A 21,314-nucleotide genomic window follows, 5' to 3' on the forward strand; every position below is an offset into this window, starting at 1 on the left:
ATCGCTGCGATGGCGCCGCCCTATAGGGGAAGGAGGCGCCATGCCGAGTGTTGAGGACTCCAGCGCGGGGGAGTTCGAGGAGTACTTCGTCGCCCGCCGGGACGCTGTCCGCCGCGCCGCGTACCTGCTGTGCGGCGACTGGTACTGGGCCGATGATCTCACCCAGACAGCGTTCGTCCGGCTGGCCTCCGGCTGGCATCGCGTACGGGACAGGGCGGCGCTGGACGCGTTCGTGCGCACCTGCCTCGTGCGTGCGTACCTGGACGAGACCCGGCGCGTGTGGCGGCGCCGCGAACGCACCCAGGCCGAGCTGCCTGACGTGGCCGCGGCGGACGACAACGCGGAAACCACCACGCGCCGGGTCATGTTCGCCGCGGCGCTGCGCCAGCTTGCCCCGCGCCAGCGGGCCGTGCTCGTCTGCCGCTTCTACCAGGGGCTCGACGTCGCCGAGGCCGCTGAGGCGCTCGGCTGCTCGGCGGGAACGGTCAAGAGCCAGACCGCGAAGGCCCTGGCCAGGATGCGGGCGCTGCTGGACGACCCGCTCCACGAGTCCGGGATGCGCCCACTCATCGCGCTGGAGGGAACGCCGTGACCGACATGTCCGAAGTGCTGGATGAACTCGCCCGGACTCCCGCGCCGCCGAGCCGCCTGCGGCCCGCGGACATCTACAGCCAGGGCCGGCGGCGGCACCGCAGGCTGGTCACCGCGGCGCTGACATCCGCGAGCGCGGTCGTGGTCACGCTGGTCGCCGGTGTCGCGCTCGCCACCGCCGGCGGCCACGGGGACCCGGCACGGCCCGAACCGCAGTCCGGCCAGACGAGCCGGCCCGTCCAGCCCAGCCCGGTGGTGCGGTCGTACGACGGGACGGTCGCCGCCACGGCGTCCGGTGACGCCAAGCACCTGTACGCGGTCGTCCTGGACTGCGCGACACCGACCACGGACTGGTACGAATGCACGCGGGACCTGGTCCGCTCCGACGACGCGGGCCGGACCTGGCAGATGCGCAGCCGTGACATCGGCTCCTTCGACTCGATCCGGCTGACCGCGCTGACCACCGACATCCTCGTGGCGCACGCCGAGAAGCTGATCTCGCCGGGGGCGCTCAATGAGTCCGGTTACTATGTCAGCCTCGACGGCGGGCGGACCTGGAAGCCGGTCGAGCAGCAGAACACGCCGACGCCGGCGGTGACCGCCGAAGGGTGGATCGAATGGATGTATCTGCCGGACGGCGGCGGGCTGCGGGCCGGTGACCCGCGGCTCGCGCGATCCGCACCGTTGGCGAATCCGCCGGCGCTCAAGGACGCCCAGCCGTTCCTGCGGACCGCGACGGGCAGCCTGTGGATCGCCGGCAACGACCCCGGGACCGGCCTGCCGGCCGTGGCCGTCAGCAACGACGCCGGGCGGAGCTGGTCGACCCACGTGTTCACCGACATTCCGGTCTCTGCCACCTCGGGCTACAGCGAGGGGACGGCGACCTTCGACGGTCACACGGGATACATGGTCTCGGTGACCGGCCACGGCATCGACGGCGGCGGGAAGGTGTGGGTGCACCGCACCACCGACGGCGGACAGACCTGGCAGCAGGTCGATCCCGGCGGCACCGCACCCTGGTCGTACGGCGGCGGCGCCTCGTACGTCACACCGGACGGCGCGCACGTGATCCTGGACCAGGGCCGCGACGACAAACAGTCGTTCTGGATCAGCCGGGACGGCGGCGCCCGCTACACGAAGGTGACCCTCACCGGCCTGCCGGAGGACCGCATCGGTATGGGCATGCCGAGGGCGATCCCCGGCGGCGGCTACCTCGCCAACGCCGACGACGCGGTCTACGTCTCCACCGACGGCCTGCAGTGGCGCCGCGCCGTGCCGCAGGTGTCCTAGTCGCGCAGCACCGTCAGGGGTACCTGCACCGCGAGCGCCGTGCCGGCCGGGCCGGACGTGTAGGCCCGGCCGACCGGCGCGGCGCCGCGGACCTGGCTGGACGTGAGGCGGGCGCCGATCGCGTCGCCCTCCGTGACGGACCGGGGGGCGAGCAGCAGGCCCCGGCGGGCCCGGCGGGCCGCGGTGAGCCAGGCGCCGAGGCCGATCGACAGGGCGTCGGCCGCGCCGGCGTAGACGACGCTCTGCCCGTGGTCGCGGCCGGACGTCGCCACGGCCCGCAGCACTTTGTCGGCGGCGGGGGTGGTGAGCAGGTCGGCGTCGTCGACCAGCACCACCGCCGGGCCCCGCAGCTCGGCGAGCGCCTCCTGCACGGCGTCGTTGCCCGGGTCCGGGTCGGTGAACAGCCGGACCTGGGCATGCCGGGCGAGGGCCCGCAGCGGTGACTCCCGAGGGGTGAACACGACCAGGCCGGTGCCGCCGGCGAGCAGCGACACGGCGAGGGTGGCCAGGACGTTGCTGCGGCCGGTGCCGGGCGGGCCGCCGACGTAGAACGCCGACGTGGTGGCGAGGTCGACGCCGACCGCGGTGCCGTCGTCGCCGCCGACGCCGAGCAGCCCCCACATCGGGCGGCGCAGCGCCGCCGGGACCTGCTCGTAGGCGTCGGTGAACGCGACGCTCGACGGCAGCCCGGCGACCGTGAACGGCCCGCCGTCGGCGGAGGCCGGGGAGGCGGCGGTGCCGATCCTGCGCAGGGCGGCGGCCTGGGCCTGGCCGCTGTCGTCGGGGTCCAGGAGCGCGACCTGCGTCTCGGTGCGCGACAGTACGTGCCAGCCGCGGCCGGCCGCGATCGTCGCCGGGACCTTGCTCGGCAGGATGCCGACGAGCTGGTAGTCGTTGCGGTCGGCCTGGCGCAGCAGCAGCTTGTGGTCGTTGTGCGCGGCGAGCCGCCCGCCGAGCAGGGCCCGCTCGGAGGTGGCGATCACGTGGATGCCGGCGGCGGCGCCCTCCCGCACGATGCGGGTGATGTCGCCGAGCAGGCGGCCCTGGTCGTGCTCGTCGAGGACCGGGGCGAGGGCGTCCCAGCCGTCGACGAACAGCAGGATGTGCGGTGGCCGCTGCGCCGCGGGTACCCGGCGGCGCAGCTCGACGAGCCCGGCGCAGCTGAGCGCGGCGCAGCGTTCCTGCCGGTCGGTCAGCTCGCGGCCGAGCCGGCGCAGGAGCCGTTCGAGGCGTTCCATGTCGTGCCGGGACACGACCCCGCCGCAGTGCGGCAACGCCTCCAGGGCGGTGAGGCCACCGCCGGCGGCGTCGATGCCGTACAGGTGGACGTCGCGGACCTTGGTGCGCTGCGCGGCGGCACCGGCGATGGTGCGCAGGACCTGGGTGCGGCCGGAGCGCGGCGCCCCGATCACGTACAGGTGGCCGAACGTGCCGAGGTCGACGGTCGCGACGCGGCGCTGCTGCAGCTGCGGGACGTCCTCCAGGGCGTACGGGATCAGCGGCGGCACGCTCTCGTGCACCGGGCCTTCCCGTTGCACCGTCAGTTCGGGCAGCAGCACCCGGTCCTGCAGCGCCGGCAGCCACGGGCTCGGCTGCGCGGCGAGGTCGGCGAGGCCGCCGGCGGCGGCGACCACCGCGGCGACGAACACCTGCAGGTCCGTCGGCACGATCGCGGCCGGGGCGTGCGGGTCGATGTCGGGGGAGGGCAGGTCGACGGGGCGGCCGAGGCGCTGCCAGGACAGCTCGGCGCTGCGCAGCGGCGCGGCCGCGGCGGGTGCGCCGTCGTCGGGGTGCCGCCCGGCGCCGACCCAGGCCGCCTGGAACGGCACGGTCGTGCGGTGCCCGGCGCGGACCAGGGCGCGGCCCGGGTTGCCGGGGGAGATGGTGACGGCCTCGCCGGTGTCGATGATGTCCTGGCTCTCCACGGTGTCGGTGACCCGCAACGCGATCCGCAGGTTGGTGTTGGCCTTGATGTCGGGGGTGACCGCCCCGGCGGGCCGCTGCGTGGCGAGGATCAGGTGGATGCCGAGGGACCGGCCGCGCTGCGCGATGCCGATCAGGCCGGGCACGAAGTCCGGGACCTCCCGCACGAGGGTGGCGAACTCGTCGATGACCAGCAGCAGCCGCGGCAGCCGCGGCAGCGACGGGTCCACGGCCCGCTTCGCGCGGTACGCGGGCAGGTCCTTGCTCTGCGCGTCGGCCAGGATCCGTTCCCGGCGGCGCAGTTCGGCGCCGAGGGACTCCATCGCCCGCCGGACCAGGTGCGCGTCGAGGTCGGTGACCATGCCGAGGGTGTGCGGCAGCTCGGCGCACTCCCGGAACGCGCTGCCGCCCTTGTAGTCGACCAGGACGAACGTCAGCTCGTCGGGGCGGTTCGCGGCGGCGAGCGACGCCACGAACGCCTGCAACAGCTCCGACTTGCCCGAACCCGTGGTGCCGGCGACCAGCCCGTGCGGGCCGTCCCGGACCAGATCCAGGGCCAGGGGGCCGTCGTAGCCGCGGCCGAGCATGAACGTGGTGCTCGCCGGGCGCCGCTCCCACCGCCGCAGCAGCTCCGCCGGGTCGGGTGGCTCCAGGTCCAGCAGGTCCAGCAGCCGCACCTCGCGGGGCAGCCCCGCGTCGTGCTCGGGGCTGACGTCCCGCAGCGGGGCGAGCGCGCGGGCCAGCCACTCGCACCAGTCGACGGCGACGAGGTCGGCGCGGATGCCGGTGAGGTCGGCGTTGCCGGTGCGGCGCAGCGTCACCGTCGCCGCGGCCGCCACCACGACCGCGGTGCACTCCTCCGGCAGCAGCCGCTCCTGCTCGTCGAGGCAGATGCTGAACAGCCGTACCCGCGGCCCGTCGGTGAGCAGCTGCACCACCCCCGGCACGTCCCGCAGCTGCCGCGCGCCGTCGAGGATGACCAGCACGTCCGGGTCGGTGAACATGGCCTTGCCCAGCGACGAGCCGAGCGCCCGCTGCCGCGCCTGCAACTGGGCGACCAGCTCCGCGACGCGGTTGGCGACGCTTTCGGGGTCGTTGCCGACACTGACCATCGGCCCGCCCCCGCCGCCGGCCGGGCGCAGGTGCGGCAGCCACCGGACCCAGCCCCAGCCGTCGCTGCGCTGCGGTTCGGTGAGCACCACGACCCGCAGGTCCCGGGGGCTGTGCAGCACGGCGCTCTGCGCGACGAACCACCGCGCCAGGGCCTGCACCGGCGCGGTCGGGCCGGCGACACCGACGACGCCGTACTCGGCGAGCTCGAGGCCGACCGGTACGTCACGGATGTTCCAGCGCACCGACCGGTGGTTCTCGTCGCGGCCCGGGTCGTCGATCTCCTTCACCGACGGCAGGTCCGCGGTGCCGAGCCGCACCAGCAGGTGGTCGGGGTCGCGGCGGCGCCGCTCCCACAGCCGCACCCCGGGCCCGGTCGCGACGAGGCCGAGGGTCGCCGGGTCGGGCCCGGTCACGCACCGCACGTGCCGCTCCTGCCGCACCGCGTCGTGGACCTCGCGCTGCAGGGAGTCCATCCGCAGCCGGTACCGCCGCCACTGCTCCTCGTGCTGTTTGCGGTTGCCGCGCCGCCCCACCATCCAGTTGGTGATCGCCATGACCGGGGTGAACAGGATGAACACCAGGTAGAAGTAGGACTTGAACACCCCGACGAGGACGAGGCCGAGCACGATGGGCGCGACGAGCATCAGCGCCGGGAACGGTTGCCGCGGCGGCCGGGTCGGCGGGTTCGGCAGCCGCACCCGCTCCGCGTCCAGGTGCGGCGCGATCCGCGGCGGCCGATTGTAGTCCAGCCCGATCCCGTCGGCCGCGTCCGTGACCGCCGCGTCGGCGACCACGGGCTCGGCGAGCCGCAGCAGCACCGGACCGACGGCCAGGTCCGTGCCCGGCTCCCAGCGCCTGCCGTGCTCGTCGTCGTCCTGCGCATCCGGTACGGGTGGCCGCTCGGCACCCTCCAGGGTCAACCCGGTGTCGGGGTCGAACGCGTACGGCCGCTCGACGACGGCGGGGCGGACGTCGCCCTCCCCGCCGGGATCCTGGTGCCAGGTCGTGGTGCCCCGGGTCGACACGGTCACCCAGAGCCCACCGGCCGGGGCGTCGGGCCCGTCGACGCGGATCGCGCAGTGCCCGGCGGTGCCGACCTCCCAGCTGCCCGCGGTCAGCAGGAAGCTGCGCCCGGACGCCGGGCCGGACACGACGTGGACCTCGGCGAGGACGGGCCCGGCGTCGGGTGACGCGACCCGGACCCGGTCCCCGCGCCGGATGGGCCGGCCGAGGCCGAGGACCGCCCCGGACCTGATGCCGGAGCCGTGCACGGCGGCGGTGAGCGGCACCTCGGCGCCGTCGAGGTACACCTTCCTCGCGGGACCGGCACCGGCAAGGAACCTGCCGGGCCCGCCGTCGTCGGCGGGCCGGTCGAGCGCGGCGCCGAGCTCGGCGACGGTGCACCCGCCGGGCAGGTCGACGAGATGGTCCCGGCGGGTGCCGTCGATCCCGTCGACGGTGCTGAGGGTGAGGTTCACGACGGCTCGCCTCTCGTGCCGGCCGGGGTGGTCTCCCGGGCACCGGCGGAAACCCCGAGCGCGGCGGGTTCCGGCTCGTCGAACTCGTCCTCGCCGCGCCCGCCGGCCGGTGGCGCACCTGCGTGGGCGGCTTCGGTGGCCGTTGCCGACGTGGCCGTTGCAGATGTGGCCGTTGCCGGGATCGGTGCCGTTGCCGGGATCGGGGCCGGCGCCGGCGCGGCGGTCGGCGCTGTGGCCGTCGTGGTCGGAGGCGCGGGCGTGGCGGGAGCGGTGGCGGCCCGGCGGGGTGGCAGGTCGTCGAGCGAGGCGACGAAGGCGTCCTCGTCGAGGGCCGGACCGGTGGCCGGCAGGCGGGGCGCCGGCGGGATCGTGCCCAGGGTGCGGGCAACCGACCGCGGCAGCGGCGTGACGTCGAGGACGAGCGGGGTGCCGAGCGGGCGCACGAGACCCGTGCGGTCCGCGACGAGCAGCCTGGCGTGGCCGCGGGCGCCACCCAGCTGGACGGTGCGCAGATCCGGGCGGGCGGCGTCCGGTACACCGGCGCAGATGAGGAACTCGGTGGCCGCCGTCATCGTCGCGCCCTCGAACCGGGGATGGACGCCGGGGCCGATGGTGACCGTGCCGTCCGGCTGGCGGGCCTCGAGCTGGGCGGCGACGGACTGCACGAGGGCGAGGGCGGTGCGTTCGTCACCGGTGGTGGCGTGGGTCGCGGGCCCCGCGGCCAGGTCGAGGAAGACGGCACCGCCGCGGGCGTCCTCCACGCCGGCCGCGACGAGCACCGCGCCGGCGCCACCGGCCGCCGCCGGGTCGGACGGCGTCCACCACAGCAGCGGATCGTCCTCGTCGACCGTCCAGGCCGGGTCGTCCGGCGCCGCGCCCGGCGTGCCGGTCAGGTACACGCCGACCGAAGCACCCGCGACGATCGCCGCGTAGGGCTGCCGGCCGGGTGCCGGGACCGCACGCATCGCGGTCTCGACCGCCGCCCAGGTCCGCGGGTCGGCGAGGAGGCGGCGCAGGAGCCGGAGCCGCCGGCGGTACCGCCACCACCTGCGCACCGGACGGGCGAACGCCGCCGCGGTCTGGCGGACCTCACGGGCGAAGCGGCGTCGCACGACCCGCCAGCCACCGACGCGGCGCACCGAGCGCTGCAGCAGTACCAGGGCGAGCACCAGCAGGCCGAGACCGCCGAGCAGCGCGCTGATCGGGCCGCGGTGCGCGGCGAGGAACGACATCATGCGGCCTCCCCGAGCGCGACGCGCATGGCCCGCAGGGCGTGATGGGTGCGGGACTTCACGGTGCCGCGGGGGATGCCGAGGGCGTGCGCGGTGTCGTCGCCGCCACGCCCGAGCAGGTGGACGTGGAACAGCACCTCCCGGTGCTGCGCAGGCAGCTGCCGCAGGCCTTGGAGCAGCAGGTGCCGGTCGGCGACGGCCTCGGCCAGGTCGCTGCGGTCGGCGCGCTCGGGGAACAGGTCGGCGGCGATGCCGATCGGCACGCTGCGGTCCTTGCGCCACGCGTCCACGACGAGGTTGCGCGCGATCCGGAACAGCCACTGCCGGATCGGGCGCTCGGCCCAGTCGAGCTGGTCGGCGTGCTGCCACGCGCGCAGCAGGGTCTCCTGGACGATGTCCTCGGCCTGGTGCAGGTCGGGGGCGACGAGCCGGATCACGTAACGGTGCAGGGCGGCGCGCTGGTCGCCGAGGTCGCGGGCGGCATCGGCAGAGCTCACGTTGTGCGCAGCCTCTCGGGTGCATCGTGCGGAACACCCGGTCGTCGTTCCGTGGGCGCTCCCGCGCCTCACACTGGCAGCGCTGGGTTGCCTGCAGGTAGCGCACGGTGAACACAGCATGTCCGTTCACCAACTGAGAGGGCGGTTTGCGGGGCTTTCGCGGATCGTCGCCGCTCGATGCCGTGACCCGGGGCGGCGCGGCGCCGGTGGTCCCGGCCGCCGCTGGATCGCGGTCGATCCGGGTCGCCGCGCCGCCGACCTCGGCGGCGTCGACGTCGCGTCGGCGCAGGCAGGCCTCGACGAGCTCGTCCACGCCGGCCTGCGCCCACCACCCGACGCCACCGGCCGGCACCGGTTCGACGACCTCGTGCGGATCTACGCGACGACCTCGACGCCGATCGGCGCGCCGCTGTCCAGGTAGCTGCGGGCGGCACGCGGCGGCCGCAGGATGCGATGGGCGGCCTTCACGCGGTACATGTCGGCGTCGGCGGCGCGCAGGAGGTCGTCCAGATCGCCGTCGCGTGCGGTGGCCGCCCCGATGCTCGCGTCGATCCGGATGGTCCGCGGCGGCTGGTCCTCGCCGGCCGCGAGTGCGATCGGGGCCGTCAGCGCGGCGCGGAGCCGCTCGGCGGTCTGGTGGGCCGTGCGCGCGTCGGTGCCGTGCAGCATCACCACGAACTCGTCGCCGCCGAGCCGGGCGACCAGGTTGCGGTCGCCGGTGTGGGCGAGCAACCGGCGGGCGACCACGCGCAGCAGCTCGTCGCCGGCGGCGTGCCCGAGCGAGTCGTTGACGGCCTTGAAGCCGTCGAGGTCCAGCACCAGCACCGACACCGTCTCGCCGGCCCCCAACCGGCCGCGGGCGTGCTCGTGCAGCAGGTTGCGGTTGCCCAGACCGGTGAGCGGGTCGTGCAGGGCCTGCCGCCGCAGCATCTCCCGGGCGGTGGCCAGCTGGCCGAGATGGTTGCGGTGCGCCAGGGACAGCAGCCCGGTCAGCAGGGCGACCAGCAGCTCCAGGCTCGGCGCGACCGTGACCAGGTCACGGCCCACCTGGCGGCCGGCTATGAGCCGCCCCTGCCAGTACAGCAGGACCCCGGCGGCGCTGGTCGCGAGCCAGGTCAGCAGCGCGCCGGTGAGCTGGTGCCGGTAGGCGGCCACGATGATCGGGATGATGAGCAGCGGCCAGAGCACCAGCTCGGGGGCCGGAGCTGCTGGCGTAGACGATCGCGATGATGGTGGCGGTGTCCGCGGCGACCAGGGTCGCGCTCAGCCTCGGATAGCGACGGTTGGCCACGTTGCGCAGCGCGTACACGGCCACCACGTTGATCAGCACCTCGGGCAGCGCCATCGCGGCGCCCAGGAGCCACTTCGGGCCGGGCAGCGCCAGGCCGGCCGCCCGGGGCAGGGCCAGGAACGAGGTGAGGATCCACACGACGGCGACGGACCGGCTGATCAGGCCGGCCCGTTCGATGTTCCGGCGCATGCGCAGCAGCGCCTCGTCTACGACCACGGCTGTGAGTTCGGCAGGGGCGTCCCCGGCTTGAGGGGGAGCGTCGCCGCGGTGACGCGGGTCGCGCCGGGTCCGGCAGGTGCCCGGAACCCGGCGCGACCGGTCGGTCAGCTGCAGGCCGCGCCGTTGAGCGTGAAGCCGCTCGGCGCGCCGGTGTTGCCGCTGTGGTTGGCCTGGAAGCCGATCGTCGTCGAGGCGCCCGGTGGCAGGGAGCCGTTGTAGCTGGCGTTGGTCGCGGTCACCTGGCCGCTGCTCGGCGAGTACGTGGCGTTCCAGCCGGAGGTGATCGTCTGCCCGGAGGCGAGGTTGAAGCGCAGCGACCAGCCGTTGATGGCCGTCGTGCCGGTGTTCTTGATGGTGATGTTGTCCGTGAGCCCGGTGTTCCAGGGGTTGACGGTGTTGGTCACCTGGCACGCGGACGTGCCGCCGTTCGGCGGCGGGCTCGACACGCCCGGCGAGCTGGGCCGCGGCGACGACGACGTGGGCCCGACGACCGGGCCCTCGCTGACCGTGATGCTGGAGCTGCCGCTGCTCTGGTAGCCCTCGGTGGCCATGACCTGGTAGTCGTGCGAGCCGAGGTTCAGCCCGAGGCTCGCCCAGGCGTTGAAGTGGTTGGCGGTGGTGATGGTGCCGCCGGTCCGCTTCTGCTGCCGGACGCTCCAGTACTGGTAGAACGTCGCGTTGCCGATGATGGAGGGCTGGTTGACGCGCTGGGTGCGGTAGATGTCGTACGTGCTGCCGTCGGTGTTCACCGAACCCAGCCGCTGCGCGCTGGTGCTGGGGTTGTAGCTGCCGAAATTCTCCACCACGTAGTACTCGATGAGCGGGTTGGTGGTCCAGCCGTACAGCGCCAGGTAGCCGTTGCCGTTGACGTTGAACGTGCCGGAGTAGTTCACGGTGTGGTTGGAGCCGGGCTTCCAGCCCTTGCCGACGACGGTGTTGTTGGTGCCGCTGGCCCACTGGACGCTGTACGAGCCGCCGGCGCCCAGCGTCATGGTGACGTTGCCGTTGTCCTTCCAGTACGTGAAGAAGTAGCCGTTGTGCGTGCCGGTCGTGTTCGACGTGATGGTCCGGTCGGCCTCGGCATTGGCGGTGCCGGTCAGCGCGACCACCGACGCCGCGGCGGCGACGACGGCGCACGCGGCGCCGATGAGCAGCCTCCCGCGGTGGCGGCCGCGGCCCGTGGAATGTGTTGCAACGTTGTTCATGCGAACTTCCCTTCACGAAGTCAGGCCAACTTTCGGGCATGACGGCAGAGTGATCCGCGCGTTGCAGCGTCCAATTTTTTCGAAACTGGGCAAGCGTACTGACCAGGGAATTCGTGCGGAATGCCCGACGTGGTTCACCGGCACCCGCGGCACAGCCGTGAAACTTTCGCCGTTGTGAGAATTCCGCGTGCCGGGCCGGACGGTCCGGGCTACCAGGTCGCGGCGGGCAGGCGCAGCTGCTGGCGCGTCGTGTCCGCACTCGACCGCAGCGTGCGGATCGCGGCGGCGGTGGCCGGGGTGTCCCGGTGGACGCTGTGACCGGGTCGCTGCAACGGCTGGTCCCGGTTCACGCCGTACACGGCATCCGGCCAGCTTGAACCGAGTTCCCGTGCACTGCCGTTCCTGGCCGCCTCCGCACCCGCGAGGTAGCCGTTCCAGGAGAAGCTTGAACATGTCATTGATCCCGCAAAGCACGGCCTTCATCCGCGCGAAGTTCCCTGGAGCGTGATGACGAACATGGAAGCATCGACTGATCGGGGCGGTGACCTGCCCCGCCCCCTGACTCCACTCGAGCGCCAGGTCATCGAGGCGGTCCTGACCGACGACTGTCCAGGTTCGACCCGAACCGGGCGGCATGCAGGTTCGACTCCTGTCAGGGGTACGCAGTCGGGTCGTGGCGCAGCTGAGTCAACACGCTTCGTCGGGACCGAACCAGGGTTATCCCTCTGTCGACGACGCCTTTACGGCTCGCACAATGATTACGACGACGATTGCGCCGTCGCGTGCAGCCGGGGACAAATCGGAGGCGTTTCATGCCCGCCAGTGATGATCACCATGCCGCGATCGATCGACAGACGGGGCCCTTCGACACACTGACCGGGGCGCTCGGGGGCATGTTTGTCGGGCACTGTCTGGCCTCCGTGGCCAGGTTCAGCGTCGCCGACGCACTCGACGACACGCCGCGGACGGCCGAGGAGCTGGCCGAAGCCACCGGGGCGAATCCCGGGGCCCTCGGCCGTGTGCTTCGCCTCCTCGCTGCCCATGGCGTCTTCGCGGCCAGCGACGACCGCTTCACCCACACCGGCGCGTCGCGAATGCTCCGTTCCGACCATCCCCAGTCTTGGCGTGACTTCGTGGCAACATTCGGAACCGAACGTACTGCAAAGCAACTGGGTTACTTCGACTACTCACTCCAGACTGGACTCCCGGCCGCGAACAAGCTGAATCCGGACGGGTTCTTCGCCATCATTCAGAGTGATCCCGAGGTGGGCCGGGTCTTCGACGCCGCGATGGTCTCAAAGGCGCGTATCCAGGTCGCGAGTGCCCTGGCCGCCTACGACTTCTCGGACTGCGGAACGATCGCCGACATCGGCGGCGGCCGAGGACACCTACTGCAGGCGGTGGTGGACGCGGCCGAGCGAACCACGGGCATCCTTTTCGACCTGCCCCCGGTGATCGAGCGTGCCGCGGAGATCGCCTCCGATCGGCTCACGCTGCAAGCTGGCGACTTCTTCAAGGACCCGCTGCCGGTCTGCGACACCTACATGCTCATGGACGTGATCCACGACTGGGACGTCGAGCGGGCCACGGCGATCCTGGCCGCCGTACGGAAGGCCGCTCCGCCACATGCGCGGCTGTTGTTGGTGGAGAGCGTCATCCCCGACGACCCTGGGCCCGACTGGTCCAAAGCCATGGACATCGTGATGCTCATCCACACCGGGGGCAGGCAACGCACCCGCAGCGAACACGAGTCGCTGTTGCAGACCTGCGGTTTCCGGCTCGAGCGGGTCGTTGCGACGGCATCAGATGTGTCGATCCTCGAGGCGGTGTGTGCCTGACCGGGCACTGATTTCGGGTCCGCGTCGAGCGGGATCTCGGCCGATCCCTTGGGAGGGTCGAAAACAGCCAGATCGGGGTGTTCCTCGGCTACGCCTGCGCGGCCGGTCGGGCGCTGCTGGATGTCCGGTGCGGCGGCGCGACGACCGGCGACATCCTCAACGCCGGCAAGGGAACGCTCGGGCTGCCCGTGCCGGCCCAGGTCAGTGCGGTAACCGCCGCGACGGCGCTGGTCACGATCGGCATCGGCGGCAACGACATCGGCTTCTCCGGCATCGTGTCCGCGTGCGCGCAGGACGGGCTCGGCAACCCCTTCGGCACGCCGTGCCGGGACCGGTACACCGCCGGCGGCACCGACCAACTGCAGGCGCGGATCACCGCGACCGCCCCGAAGGTCGCCGCCGTCGTGCAGGCCGTGCGGGCTGCCGCGCCGAACGCCCGCATCGTCGTGGTCGGCTACCCGGTGATCGTGCCGGACAGCGGCTACGGCTGCTGGCCGGTGGTGCCGTTCGCGTACGGCGACGTGCCGTACCTGCGCACGGTGGCGAAGTCGCTCAACGGGATGCTCGCCCGGACCGCGACGGCGAACGGCGCCGAATACGCCGACGTGTACACGCCGTCGATCGGGCACGACGTGTGCCGGAGCAGGAGCGTGCGCTGGGTCGAGGGGGTCGTGCCGGAGAACACGGCCGCGCCGTTCCACCCGAACGCGGCGGGGGAGCAGGGCATGGCCACGGCCGTGACCGCCCGGCTCGCCGCCTGAACGGGCCTACTCGGACAGGGTGATCCGCAGCAGCACCCGCGGCTTCCGGCGGCGGGCGACGAGCCGCTCGACGAGCATCGTCACGCGGTACTCCAGGCCGTACTTGCGCCGGATGAGCTGCGTCATCCTGGCCGTCTCGGCGGGGTCGGTGACGATCTCCGCCTTGCCCTCCACCGGCCGTTCACCGTCGCGGATTCTGCCGGTACGGCCACACGGCACCAGCCGCACGCGCGCATCCCGCCGGAGGCGTTTGACCTTGTAGCTCCCGGCCGGCGTGGTGACGAGCAGGGCGTCACCGTCCCGCATGACCCACACCGGCGTGGCGACCGGGGAGCCGTCCTGCTTGAACGTGGTGAGCGAGACGAACCGTTGCGCACCGAGCGCGACGGTCGCCGTCGTTTGAGCGTGAGTCATGATCGCGTCGTACCCACGCCGCCCCGGTCGATGCGAATCGACGCAACCGCCCCGGCGCCGAACAAGCTCTCCGAGCGGGTGATCTCCATGCTGGCGGAAGACCTCGCGGGCCAGACATCGCATGTTTCGCTGGAGGGCTGCGGCTGCGTGTCTGCGGTATCGCCTGCTACCAACGGTTCGCTCCGGTCCCTGGACAAGCCAGCGGTGACGGGAGTACAAATACATCAGATGTCTGCGGCCCACCCCTTGCCGTAGCGTCGTTCGACGTTGCCTGCCTGGGTGCTGCCGTGCGGCGCCTCGAACCCCCTCCAGGAGCATCGGTGACCGAGTGTGTCTCGTCCGTGGACACCTGCCCGCTCGACGCGGGCCGGTGCCGCCGGCGCGGTGCAGCGGTCCGGTCCTGGACGTCTGATGTTCGGTTCGGACCGGCCGGTGTGCCGGCATGACCAGCGGGCCCGCCGGCCGCCGGGCCTGCGGCGTCCCGCTACGAGCCGCCGGCGACCGGCGGGGACAGCACCGTGCGCAGCCACGCCTCGGAGGTGTTGACGTGCAGCAGTGCGCTGGCATGGGCGAGCAGCTGGTCCCGCGAACGCAGCGCCAGGTAGATCGCGTGGTGTTCCTCGATCGTCTTGTGGGCCGAGTTGCCCTCGATGAGGCCGCGCCACACCCGGGCCCGCAGGGTGCGGCTGGACAGGCCGTCCAGCAGCGACGTGAGCGTCTCGTTGCCGGTCGCCGCGACCACGGTGCGATGGAACGCCGTGTCGAACCCGATCAGCTTCTCCGCGTCGTCGGCGGCCGAGCGCATGTCGTCGAGGATCCTTGCGAGCTCGTCGAGGGCGTCGTCGGACATGCGCAGCGCCGCCATGCCGGTCGCCACCGGCTCCAGCATGCGGCGCACCTCCATGACCTCCATCAGGGTGTCGTCGCGCAGCAGCTCGACCGCGACGCCGAGGCCCTCCAGCAGCAGCCGGGGCGCCAGGCTCGTCACGTAGGTGCCGTCGCCGCGGCGCACGTCGAGGACGCGGGCCGACTCGAGCACCTTCACCGCTTCCCGCACGCCGCTGCGCGACAGCCCCATCTGCACGGCGAGCTGCTGCTCCGGTGGCAGCCTCGAACCTGGCGGCAGCTCACCGCTCTGGATCATGGCGCGGATCCTGGTGATCGCTTCGTCGGTCAGTGCCACCGAGTCTCCTCCGTACCAGTTCTGGTCCCGCCGTCACAGGGATGTGTCCCGGCGGACCTCCAACTATAGATACATCAGATGTTTGACGCCGTCCTGGCCTCTGCCATGTCGCGGTGCGAACAAAGCTGCACGGACAAAGCTGCACGGACAAAGCTGCGCGGACAAAGCTGTGCGGACAACGAGGAGGACCCGTGACCCCCAGTGCCAGATACGTGGGTGACCGCACGTTCGTCGTGGAGGACACCGACACGGTGCCGCCCGGACCGGGGGAGGTGCGCATCGACGTCGCGTACACCGGCATCTGCGGCACCGATCTGCACATCCTGCACGGCGCGATGGACCACCGGGTGCACCTGCCGGCGGTCATCGGGCACGAGATGTCCGGCCGGATCGCAGCCCTCGGCGACGGCGTCACCGGGCACGCCGTCGGCGATCCGGTGACGGTCATGCCACTGAACTGGTGCGGGGAATGCCCCGCCTGCGCCGCCGGGCACACCCACATCTGCCACCGGCTCGACTTCGTCGGTATCGACTCGGCCGGGTCGATGCAACGCAGCTGGACCGTCCCCGCCCGGATCCTCGTGCCGCTGCCGGCGGACCTGCCGCTGCGGCATGCCGCGCTGATCGAGCCGACCGCGGTGGCCGTGCACGACGTGCGGCGGTCCAGGCTCCGCGCGCACGAGCACGCGGTCGTCATCGGCGCCGGCCCGGTCGGCCTGCTCATCGCGAAGGTCGCCCAGACCACCGGCGCCGCGGTCACCGTCATCGAGCTCGACCCGCACCGCCGCGCCGTTGCCGCGGATCTCGGCCTGACGACCGTGGACCCTGTGCAGCTCGACCCAGCGGCGCACGTGCGGGACCACACCGGCGGTGCCGGCGCCGACGTGGTGTTCGAGGTCTCCGGCTCGGCGGCCGGCGTGCGGACGGCCACCGACCTGCTCGCCGTGCGGGGTCGCCTCGTCGTGGTGGCGATCCATCCCGCCCCGCGCGAGGTCGACCTGCACCGCGTCTTCTGGCGGGAGCTGGAGATGATCGGTGTGCGGGTGTACCAGCGCGACGACTACGACGAAGCCGTCCGCCTGATGTGGCGGTTCTTCGCCCCCGACCTGCGCAGACGCCTGTCCGACCTGCAGTCGGCCGCGAGCGTCGCCGAGCGCGTCCGCGCCGCCCTGCACGAGACCCTCCCGGCCGGTGATCCGTCCATGACCGCCGTGACAGCGCATCTGGCCGTCAGCCCCCGCACCCTGCAACGACAGCTGCGCCTGGAGGGCACCACCTTCCAGGCGGTCCTCGCCGGCACCCGCGAGGACCTGGCCCGTCACTACCTGGGTCACAGCACCATGCGCACCGCCGAGATCGCCTACCTGCTCGGCTACGACGACACCAACTCCTTCTACCGGGCGTTCCGGAGCTGGACCGGAACCACCCCGGAGTCGCTGCGCGGCACCGCCGTCAGCACCGGCTGAGCCGGCGGGTCAGCCGGCCGCCGCCGCGGCGGTCACGGCCGCCCACTCGGGTCCGTCCGGAAAGCGGAACGCGGCCAGGGACGCGTCCACGATCTGCGCGCTCATGCCGGGCGCCGTGGGGGCCAGGTACCGCCCGGCGCGGATGCGGACCGGGTCGGCGAAGTGCTCGTGGAGGTGGTCGACGTATTCGATGGCGCGGTCCGCGGACGTGCCGCTGACGGCCACGAAGTCGAACATCGCCAGGTGCTGCACCAGCTCGCACAGGCCCACGCCGCCGGCGTGCGGGCACACCGGCACGCCGAACTTGGCCGCCAGCAACAGGATCGCGAGGTTCTCGTTGACGCCGCCGACCCGGCACGCGTCGATCTGGACCACGTCCACGGCGCCGGCCTGCAGCAGCTGCTTGAACATGACGGCGTTGTGCACGTGCTCGCCCGTCGCCACCTTGATCGGCGCGAGGGCCTGACGGACCGCGGCGTGGCCGAGGACGTCGTCGGGGGAGGTCGGCTCCTCGATCCAGTACGGGTCGAACTCGCTGAGCTCCCGCATCCAGGCGATCGCGTCTGGCACGCCCCAGATCTGGTTGGCGTCCACGGCGATGCGGGTCTGCGGTCCGACCGCCTGCCGGGCGATCCTCATCCTGCGCACGTCGTCGGCGAGGTTGCCGCCGACCTTGAGCTTGATGAGGTCGTAGCCGTCCTGGACGGCCTCCCTGCACAGGCGGTCGAGCTTCTCGTCGTCGTACCCCAGCCAGCCGGGCGTGGTGGTGTAGGCCGGGTAGCCCTCGGCGAGCAGCAGCCGCTCCCGCTCGGCCCGGCCGGCCGACACGGAGCGCAACAGGGCGAGGGCCTCGTCCTCGGTGAGCGCGTCGCGCAGGTAGCGGAAGTCGACCTGGGCGACGATCTGCTCCGGGGTCAGCTCGGCGAGCAGCTGCCACAGCGGCTTGCCGCGGCGGCGGGCGGCGAGGTCCCACACCGCGTTGACCAGTCCGCCGGCGGCCATGTGCACGACGCCCTTCTCGGGGCCCAGCCAGCGGATCTGGCTGTCGCCGATCATGCGCCGGGCGAGGGCGCCGGGGTCGGCCAGCAGCTCCTCGACCGGCAGCCCCACGACCATCCCGGCCAGCGACCGCATCGCGGCGACCTCGATCTCGGTGCCGCGGCCGACGGTGAAGACGAGACCGTGTCCTTCGGCGCCGGCGGTGGTGCGCAGCACCACGTAGGCGGCGGAGTAGTCCGGAAACGGGTTCATCGCGTCGGAGCCGTCGCGGTGGCGGGACGTGGGGAACCGCACGTCGCAGGTGTCCACGGACGAGATGCGTTCAGTCACCGGTGCTCCTGGGGGTCTGGTCGGCGCCGCTCGGCTTCCCGGCGAACATCTGATGTATTTGTACGCTCGCCTCTGCGCTTCGTCCAGAGCCGCTCCGGGAATACCTGCAAGACAGGCATTCTACGCGTTGGGCCAAGCGTTGATCACCTCTCATGGGCCGCAGAAGTCAGATGTCTGCGCGACTGTGCCCCATGCGGAACCTTGTTGCCAGGTTGTTCCACATCGCGTCAGCTATTGTCAAGTCTGTCCGGCGGGGACGAGGGCCGCATCAATTGATCTGATGTCTGACGCGCCCATATCTGGGAGCGGCGCAATAGAAAAGTGGACAAAAGCCGATATAAAAACCACATCCAGTGCCAGTTCTTGACGACGGCCCCGGGCGCGGGTATCAAGACATCTCATCACTTCCATGCAAGTTCTGTCAGCGGCATCCGCCAGGACGAAGGAGGGGCCGATGACGCTCGGCATCAGACAACCGGACGCCGCCGTGACCGGGCCGTCACCCGGCAGGCGCCCCGGCGGTCCGCGGCTCGCCCTCCGCCTCATCAGGACGGGGCCGGTGTTCATGCTGGTCCTGATCGTCGTGGCGGCGAGCGTGCTGTCGCCCGTGTTCTTCACGACCCGCAACCTGGGCAACGTGCTCGCCCAGACCGCGGTCATCGCGGTCCTGGCGATCGCCCAGCTGCTGGTCATCGTCACGCGCGGCATCGACCTGTCGGTCGGCTCGACGGTCGCCCTCGCGGCGGTGGTCGGTGCGCTGGTGTTCGAGGCGGTGCCGTCCGCGACGGTCGTCGTGCTCGCCATGCTGGGCACCGGCCTGGCCGTCGGGGCCGTCAACGGCGTGGCCCTGGTGTGGGGACGGCTGCCGCACCCGTTCATCGTCACCCTCGCGACGCTGAGCGTCGCGCACGGCCTGGCGCTGTGGCTGGCGGGCGGGCAGCCGCACCGCGGGATGCCCGGCGTCATCCAGGTGCTCGGCGGCGAGTCGATCGGCTGGCTGCCGTACTCGACGCTGCTGGTCGCGGCGCTGGCCCTGCTCGTGCTGCTGCTGACCACGCGCCTGGTGTGGGGGCGCTGGATCTACGCCGTGGGCGGCAATCCCGACGCCGCCCGCCGGGCCGCCATCCCGGTCAACGCGGTGCTCGTCTCCGTGTACGTCATGAGCGGGCTCGCGGCCGGCATCGCCGCGTTCATCACCGCCGGGCGGCTCAACGCGGGTTCCCCGACCTTCGGCGAACTGGCCGAACTCGACGCGATCGCCGCCGTCGTCATCGGCGGTGCGAGCTTCCTCGGCGGCCGCGGCACCGTCACGAACGCACTCGTCGGAGCGCTGATGATCGGCGTCATCCGCAACGCCATGAACCTGCTCAACGTGGACGCGTTCATCCAGCCGATCGTCATCGGCGTGGTGATCCTGATCGCCGTGGAGCTCGACGTCATCCGCGGCGCACTGGAGCGCCGCTTCCAGGTGATGCAGGCGGTGACGGCATGACCGGGCCTGCCCGCGAACCAGGCAACGTCAACGGCGGGGCGCCGGACCGGGTGCCGGCCCTGCGGATCACCGGCGCCACCAAACGGTTCGGCGCCGTGGTCGCCCTGGACTCGGTCGACGTCGCCGTCTCCCACGGCGAGGTGCTCGCGCTGCTCGGCGACAACGGCGCCGGCAAGTCGACGCTGATCAAATGCATCAGCGGCGTGCACCGCTTCGACGCCGGCACCGTCGAGCTCGACGGCACCGTCGTGGAGCTCGGCTCGCCGGCCGCCGCCCGGGCCGCCGGGATCGAGACGGTCTACCAGGACCTGGCGCTGTTCGACAACCTCGACCCCGCGGCGAATTTCTACGCCGGCCGCGAGGACGCCGGACCCGCCTGGCTGCCGCGCGGCCTGCGGTTCCTGCGCCGCCGCGCGATGGCCGACGCGACCACCGAGGTCCTCGGCCGGTTGCAGGTGGGGCTGCCCGACCAGCGCGCCGGCGTCGGGCTGCTCTCCGGCGGGCAGCGCCAGGCCATCGCCGTCGCCCGCGCCGCGGCGTTCGCGTCGAGCATCGTCATCCTCGACGAGCCGACCGCCGCGCTGGGACTGCGCGAGTCGCGGCAGGTGCTCGACCTCATCCTGCGCCTGCGCGACGAGGGCCGCGCGGTCATCGTCGTCTCGCACGCCATGGACCACGTCATGGAGATCGCCGACCGTGCCGTCATCATGCGCCGCGGCCGGAAGGTCGGCGAGGTCGTGCCGACGCCGGAGCACCAGCAGACGATCGTCTCCCTGATCATCGGCGGGGCCTGACCCCGGCGCCTCGTCACCGTTCGCGCAACCCGCACACCCCCGTACACCCAATCCCACGTCCAGCGAAGGGACGAACACCCCCATGCATCGTGCTCGAAGATTTGCCGTGCTGGCGTTGGCGCTGGCCATTGCCCTGGCCGGCTGCGGCGACGCCAAGTCCGATACCCCCTCCGGCGCCGCCGGATCCATCAAGGTCGGGTTGATCACGAAGTTCCCGGTCGACTTCTACGACACGATGGTCGACGCGGTGAAGCAGTACGACGCCGCGCACAGCGACGTCGAGGTGGTGTACGGGCAGGGCAAGAGCGGCACCGACGACGAGGGCGAGATCGCCATCATCGAGAACATGATCACTCAGGGCGTCAAGGCGATCGCGATCACGCCGACCAGTCCGAACGTCCAGGGCGCGCTGGACAAGGCGGTCAAGGCCGGCATCAAGGTGGTGCTGATCGACAACGACATCCCCGGATGGTCGGGCAAGTCGTCCGTCGTGGCCACGGACAACCTTGCCGGTGGGAAGCTGGCGGGGCAGTGGCTGGCCAAGCAGCTGCCTGCGGGCGCGACGATCGCGATCCTGCAGGGACGCCTCGGCAACCCGTCGCTGGACGACCGGGTGAAGGGCCTGAAGGACGGGCTCGGCGGTGCCGCGAAGGTCGTCGCGGAGCCGGCGACGGACTGCGACGAGACCAAGGGCCTCAACGCGGCGCAGGACATCCTGACCGCGAACCCGGACGTGACGGCGATCTACGGCGCCTGCGGGCCGCCGATCACCGGCGCGCTCCAGGCGGTCAAGGCCACCGGCAAGAAGCCCATCGTGGTCGGCTTCGACGCCTCCCCGGATGAGATCAAGGCGATCGAGGCCGGTACGCAGGCCGCGTCGGTGGCGCAGTTCCCGGCGAAGATGGGCTCGCTGGGCATCGAGACGGCGGTGGCCGCGGCGAAGGGCCAGACGGTGCAGCCCAGCGTGGACACCGGCACCGAGATGGTCACCAAGGACAACGTCGCGAAGTTCAAGTAGCCCGCGCGGGTCCCTGCAGGACGGCGGTTCGGGGTGGACCGGGCAGGGGACCGCGCAGCGGCGGACCGGCCGCACATCGGCGGAGGGGCCGGTCCGGCGGGTGAAGGGCGGCGCCGCGAAAGGCACTCGCGGCGCCGCCCGGCGCCCCGCCCGCCCCGAGGTCGCGGGGCGGGCGGGCCT

General features: G+C 72.4%; 19 protein-coding genes. 9 read left to right on the top strand and 10 right to left on the bottom strand.

Going from position 1 to position 21,314, the window contains the following annotated elements; translation table 11 throughout:
- Positions 1–40 precede the first annotated feature (40 nt).
- The gene (locus tag OHA72_RS38510; RefSeq protein ID WP_327000997.1) at positions 41–592 is read left to right on the top strand and encodes a SigE family RNA polymerase sigma factor; all 552 of its coding nucleotides are present in this window, start codon (positions 41–43) and stop codon (positions 590–592) included.
- A 5-nt stretch (positions 593–597) separates the two neighbouring features.
- Positions 598–1,881, top strand: a complete 1,284-nt coding sequence (locus OHA72_RS38515) for a hypothetical protein (protein WP_327000998.1) — start codon at positions 598–600, stop codon at positions 1,879–1,881.
- Here the strand turns inward: OHA72_RS38515 and OHA72_RS38520 are convergent.
- Genes OHA72_RS38520 through OHA72_RS38530 form a run of 3 tightly spaced genes read right to left on the bottom strand, consistent with a single transcriptional unit; the run spans position 1,878 to position 8,124 of the window.
- Entirely contained in the window at positions 1,878–6,395 is a 4,518-nt protein-coding gene (locus OHA72_RS38520) for an FtsK/SpoIIIE domain-containing protein (RefSeq protein WP_327000999.1), read from the bottom strand. The two genes, OHA72_RS38515 and OHA72_RS38520, sit on opposite strands and share 4 nt — an antisense overlap.
- Positions 6,392–7,630, bottom strand: a complete 1,239-nt coding sequence (locus OHA72_RS38525) for a hypothetical protein (RefSeq protein ID WP_327001000.1) — start codon at positions 7,628–7,630, stop codon at positions 6,392–6,394. Before OHA72_RS38525 ends, OHA72_RS38520 begins: the two co-directional genes overlap by 4 nt.
- A complete protein-coding gene (locus tag OHA72_RS38530) occupies positions 7,627–8,124 on the bottom strand; it encodes a sigma-70 family RNA polymerase sigma factor (RefSeq protein ID WP_327001001.1) in 498 nt (165 codons plus the stop codon). The genes OHA72_RS38525 and OHA72_RS38530 overlap by 4 nt, the downstream gene beginning before the upstream one ends.
- 118 nt (positions 8,125–8,242) lie before the next feature.
- Between OHA72_RS38530 and OHA72_RS38535 the strand changes: the two genes are divergently transcribed.
- Positions 8,243–8,545 carry a hypothetical protein gene (locus OHA72_RS38535; protein ID WP_327001002.1) on the top strand — a complete coding sequence of 101 codons (303 nt, stop codon included), beginning with the start codon at positions 8,243–8,245 and terminating at the stop codon, positions 8,543–8,545.
- On the opposite strand, the gene OHA72_RS38540 is transcribed toward OHA72_RS38535, so the two are convergent.
- The 4 genes from OHA72_RS38540 to OHA72_RS38555 all read right to left on the bottom strand — a co-directional run bounded on the left by OHA72_RS38540 (position 8,500) and on the right by OHA72_RS38555 (position 11,189).
- Positions 8,500–9,279, bottom strand: a complete 780-nt coding sequence (locus OHA72_RS38540) for a diguanylate cyclase (RefSeq protein ID WP_327001003.1) — start codon at positions 9,277–9,279, stop codon at positions 8,500–8,502. The genes OHA72_RS38535 and OHA72_RS38540 overlap by 46 nt on opposite strands.
- Positions 9,161–9,631 (bottom strand): hypothetical protein, encoded by a 471-nt coding sequence (locus tag OHA72_RS38545; protein WP_327001004.1) that lies wholly within the window; start codon positions 9,629–9,631, stop codon positions 9,161–9,163. Before OHA72_RS38545 ends, OHA72_RS38540 begins: the two co-directional genes overlap by 119 nt.
- A 107-nt stretch (positions 9,632–9,738) precedes the next feature.
- The gene (locus OHA72_RS38550) at positions 9,739–10,839 is read right to left on the bottom strand and encodes a glycoside hydrolase family 11 protein (protein WP_327001005.1); all 1,101 of its coding nucleotides are present in this window, start codon (positions 10,837–10,839) and stop codon (positions 9,739–9,741) included.
- A gap of 209 nt (positions 10,840–11,048) precedes the next feature.
- Complete coding sequence (locus tag OHA72_RS38555; RefSeq protein ID WP_327001006.1) at positions 11,049–11,189, bottom strand: hypothetical protein; 141 nt, start codon at positions 11,187–11,189, stop codon at positions 11,049–11,051.
- Between the two features lie 462 nt (positions 11,190–11,651).
- Between OHA72_RS38555 and OHA72_RS38560 the strand changes: the two genes are divergently transcribed.
- Entirely contained in the window at positions 11,652–12,677 is a 1,026-nt protein-coding gene (locus OHA72_RS38560) for a methyltransferase (RefSeq protein WP_327001007.1), read from the top strand.
- A gap of 77 nt (positions 12,678–12,754) precedes the next feature.
- Positions 12,755–13,438, top strand: a complete 684-nt coding sequence (locus tag OHA72_RS38565; RefSeq protein WP_327001008.1) for an SGNH/GDSL hydrolase family protein — start codon at positions 12,755–12,757, stop codon at positions 13,436–13,438.
- A 6-nt stretch (positions 13,439–13,444) separates the two neighbouring features.
- Here OHA72_RS38565 and OHA72_RS38570 read toward each other — a convergent pair whose 3' ends face one another.
- Positions 13,445–13,852: a PPOX class F420-dependent oxidoreductase gene (locus tag OHA72_RS38570; RefSeq protein WP_327001009.1), complete on the bottom strand. Its 408-nt coding sequence runs from the start codon at positions 13,850–13,852 to the stop codon at positions 13,445–13,447.
- A gap of 484 nt (positions 13,853–14,336) precedes the next feature.
- Positions 14,337–15,035, bottom strand: coding sequence for a FadR/GntR family transcriptional regulator (locus OHA72_RS38575; RefSeq protein ID WP_327001010.1), 699 nt, complete (start codon positions 15,033–15,035; stop codon positions 14,337–14,339).
- A gap of 191 nt (positions 15,036–15,226) precedes the next feature.
- Here OHA72_RS38575 and OHA72_RS38580 point away from each other — a divergent pair, with 191 nt between their 5' ends.
- Positions 15,227–16,501 (top strand): alcohol dehydrogenase catalytic domain-containing protein, encoded by a 1,275-nt coding sequence (locus OHA72_RS38580; protein WP_327001011.1) that lies wholly within the window; start codon positions 15,227–15,229, stop codon positions 16,499–16,501.
- Positions 16,502–16,510: 9 nt separating this feature from the next.
- On the opposite strand, the gene OHA72_RS38585 is transcribed toward OHA72_RS38580, so the two are convergent.
- Positions 16,511–17,830: an enolase C-terminal domain-like protein gene (locus tag OHA72_RS38585; RefSeq protein WP_327001012.1), complete on the bottom strand. Its 1,320-nt coding sequence runs from the start codon at positions 17,828–17,830 to the stop codon at positions 16,511–16,513.
- Between the two features lie 454 nt (positions 17,831–18,284).
- On the opposite strand from OHA72_RS38585, the gene OHA72_RS38590 reads away from it, so the two are divergent.
- The 3 genes from OHA72_RS38590 to OHA72_RS38600 all read left to right on the top strand — a co-directional run bounded on the left by OHA72_RS38590 (position 18,285) and on the right by OHA72_RS38600 (position 21,134).
- Entirely contained in the window at positions 18,285–19,322 is a 1,038-nt protein-coding gene (locus OHA72_RS38590; protein WP_327001013.1) for an ABC transporter permease, read from the top strand.
- Positions 19,319–20,116, top strand: a complete 798-nt coding sequence (locus tag OHA72_RS38595) for an ATP-binding cassette domain-containing protein (RefSeq protein WP_327001014.1) — start codon at positions 19,319–19,321, stop codon at positions 20,114–20,116. The genes OHA72_RS38590 and OHA72_RS38595 overlap by 4 nt, the downstream gene beginning before the upstream one ends.
- A 106-nt stretch (positions 20,117–20,222) precedes the next feature.
- On the top strand, positions 20,223–21,134 hold the full coding sequence (locus tag OHA72_RS38600) for a sugar ABC transporter substrate-binding protein (protein WP_327001015.1): 912 nt from the start codon (positions 20,223–20,225) through the stop codon (positions 21,132–21,134).
- Positions 21,135–21,314: the final 180 nt, after the last annotated feature.

Source organism: Dactylosporangium sp. NBC_01737 (genome assembly GCF_035963215.1).
Classification (GTDB): domain Bacteria; phylum Actinomycetota; class Actinomycetes; order Mycobacteriales; family Micromonosporaceae; genus Dactylosporangium.